3 protein-coding genes and 1 pseudogene are annotated in these 2,262 nt (G+C 58.4%); 2 read left to right on the top strand and 2 right to left on the bottom strand.

From position 1 onward, the window contains the following. Together ACXRVY_RS25020 and ACXRVY_RS25015 are read right to left on the bottom strand one after the other, a co-directional pair. A partial coding sequence (locus ACXRVY_RS25020; RefSeq protein WP_458238519.1) for a phage holin family protein occupies positions 1 to 241 on the bottom strand: 241 nt, incomplete at its 3' end. A gap of 1 nt (position 242) precedes the next feature. Next, complete coding sequence (locus ACXRVY_RS25015; RefSeq protein WP_007983472.1) at positions 243 to 557, bottom strand: DUF883 family protein; 315 nt, start codon at positions 555 to 557, stop codon at positions 243 to 245. 328 nt (positions 558 to 885) lie between these two features. Here ACXRVY_RS25015 and ACXRVY_RS25010 point away from each other — a divergent pair, with 328 nt between their 5' ends. Further along, positions 886 to 2,094 (top strand): ammonium transporter, encoded by a 1,209-nt coding sequence (locus ACXRVY_RS25010; RefSeq protein ID WP_457266287.1) that lies wholly within the window; start codon positions 886 to 888, stop codon positions 2,092 to 2,094. 95 nt (positions 2,095 to 2,189) lie between these two features. After that, positions 2,190 to 2,262 (top strand): annotated as a pseudogene (locus ACXRVY_RS25005) (glutaredoxin family protein); the annotation flags it as partial.

The following is a 2,262-nucleotide window of genomic DNA, read 5'->3' as shown; positions in this document are numbered from 1 at the left end:
GGCGATAGGTGTCCCAGAACACGATAAGCACCAACGTCGACAACCCCACCAACAGCAGCAACGCAAACACCAGGGCCAGGCCGGCAAACAGCAACAGGCTGACGGTGCGGGCTTTTTGTTCCTGCAATTCGATGCCGAACAGTTCGACATGGCTGTGCAGCAACCCAAGGAAGGCAGCACCCAGGCGCCGTGATGAGGAACTGGTACCCGCTACAGACGGGCCGGATTCACCGATCGACATATCAGCGCCGGCTAGCCAGCAGGCCGATCAGGAAACCCACGCCGGCCGCGATCCCGACGGATTGCCAAGGGTTGGCCTGGACATAGTCTTCAGTGGCTGTGACAGCGGCCTTGCCGCGTTCGCGCAGGGAGTCTTCGGTCAGTTTCAGGGTTTCACGGGCACGCAAGAGACTGTCGTGAATCTGCTCGCGCAATTCGTCGGCCTGATCGCCGGCCAGGGTCGCGGTGTGCTCCAGCAACCGTTCGGTGTCACTGACCAATGTCTGAAAGTCGTTCATCAGGATTTCTTGAGCAGTCTTTGCCTGGGTGCGGGCCATGGTGGATCTCCATAAGTGGCTTTCTGATGCTTTCGAGTATGAGCCTTCGGCGAAGGTTCAGTACAAATGACTGGTACAACTTTTGCTATGTCGTGGTGCGCCGGTCCGCACCATTGCGCTATGGCCGGGCATGATTTCAGTAAAACCGTAGGACAAACAATCAAAAACTCGCGTAAACCTCCGGGGCGCGTTTTTCCTGGAGGGCGTCCGTGCGCCAAAGTGGTTCAACGAGATCAGTGCGCTGATGCTTCGAAGCCGCAACTTGGTGCATGGACAGTCATCGCGAACTGCTTTGGTGCTTTTTTCTGCCATAAGGTCAGCCCATCCCATGGAAAACCTGCAAAGCGCTGTGGACACCCTGGTCCATAGCTCCAACACGCTGTTCATTCTGATCGGTGCGGTCATGGTTCTGGCCATGCACGCCGGTTTTGCCTTTCTCGAAGTCGGAACTGTGCGACAGAAAAACCAGGTCAATGCGTTGTCGAAAATCCTCAGTGACTTCGCCGTTTCGACATTGGCCTACTTCTTTATAGGCTATTGGATTTCCTACGGCGTGACATTCATGCAGCCGGCGGCTGTGCTCAATGCCGACCATGGCTATGGACTGGTGAAGTTTTTCTTCCTGCTGACCTTTGCCGCGGCGATCCCGGCGATCATTTCCGGAGGRATCGCCGAGCGCGCCAGGTTTGTCCCGCAACTGTGTGCAACCGCGTTGATCGTTGCGTTCATCTATCCGTTCTTCGAAGGCATTGTCTGGAATGGCAACCTGGGTTTGCAAGCCTGGTTGCTGGAGCGCTTCGGCGCCGGTTTCCATGATTTCGCCGGTTCGGTGGTGGTGCATGCCATGGGCGGTTGGCTGGCACTGGCGGCGGTGCTGTTGCTCGGGCCGCGTAATGGCCGCTATCGCGAAGGTCGCCTGGTGGCGTTCGCGCCATCGAGCATCCCGTTTCTGGCGTTGGGCTCATGGATCCTGATCGTTGGCTGGTTCGGCTTCAACGTCATGAGCGCGCAAACCCTGCAAGGTGTCAGCGGACTGGTGGCGGTGAACTCGTTGATGGCCATGGTGGGCGGTACGGTGACGGCGCTGATTGTCGGGCGCAACGACCCCGGCTTTCTGCATAACGGTCCGTTGGCGGGGCTCGTGGCAATCTGTGCCGGTTCCGACCTGATGCATCCTGTGGGGGCGCTGGTCACCGGTGCCATCGCGGGGGCCCTGTTTGTCTGGTGCTTTACCGCGGCCCAAGGCAAATGGCGCATCGATGATGTATTGGGTGTGTGGCCGTTGCATGGCTTGTGCGGCGTATGGGGCGGCATTGCCTGCGGCATTTTCGGCCAGAGCGCCTTGGGCGGGCTGGGTGGGATCAGTTTGATCAGCCAGTTGATCGGCACGGCACTGGGCGTTACTGTGGCACTGGCCGGCGGGTTTGCCGTGTATGGCGTGATCAAGGCGTTGCATGGATTGCGCCTGAGTCAGGAAGAGGAGTATTACGGCGCGGACCTGTCGATCCACAAGATCGGTGCCGTGAGCCAGGACTGATTCAGGTCTTTTCATCGTCAGGGCAGGGGGCTCAATGGCTCGACGGTTATTCGGGGCAGGCCTAGAATGTCACTTCATTATCTGGTTGAGCGCTCATGCTTCCCGAATGTCAGCTGTTCGGCACCCTTGGATGCCATCTCTGTGAAGTAGCCGAAGCCATGTTGATGG

The organism is Pseudomonas sp. P5_A2_2, assembly GCF_054177685.1.
This window is presented reverse-complemented; position numbering and strand designations above follow the sequence as displayed.

What these genes read in the sequence shown, in the direction of transcription:
- ACXRVY_RS25015 (WP_007983472.1), bottom strand. Translation starts at nt 557, where the DNA reads ATGGCCCGCACCCAGGCAAAGACTGCTCAAGAAATCCTGATGAACGAC.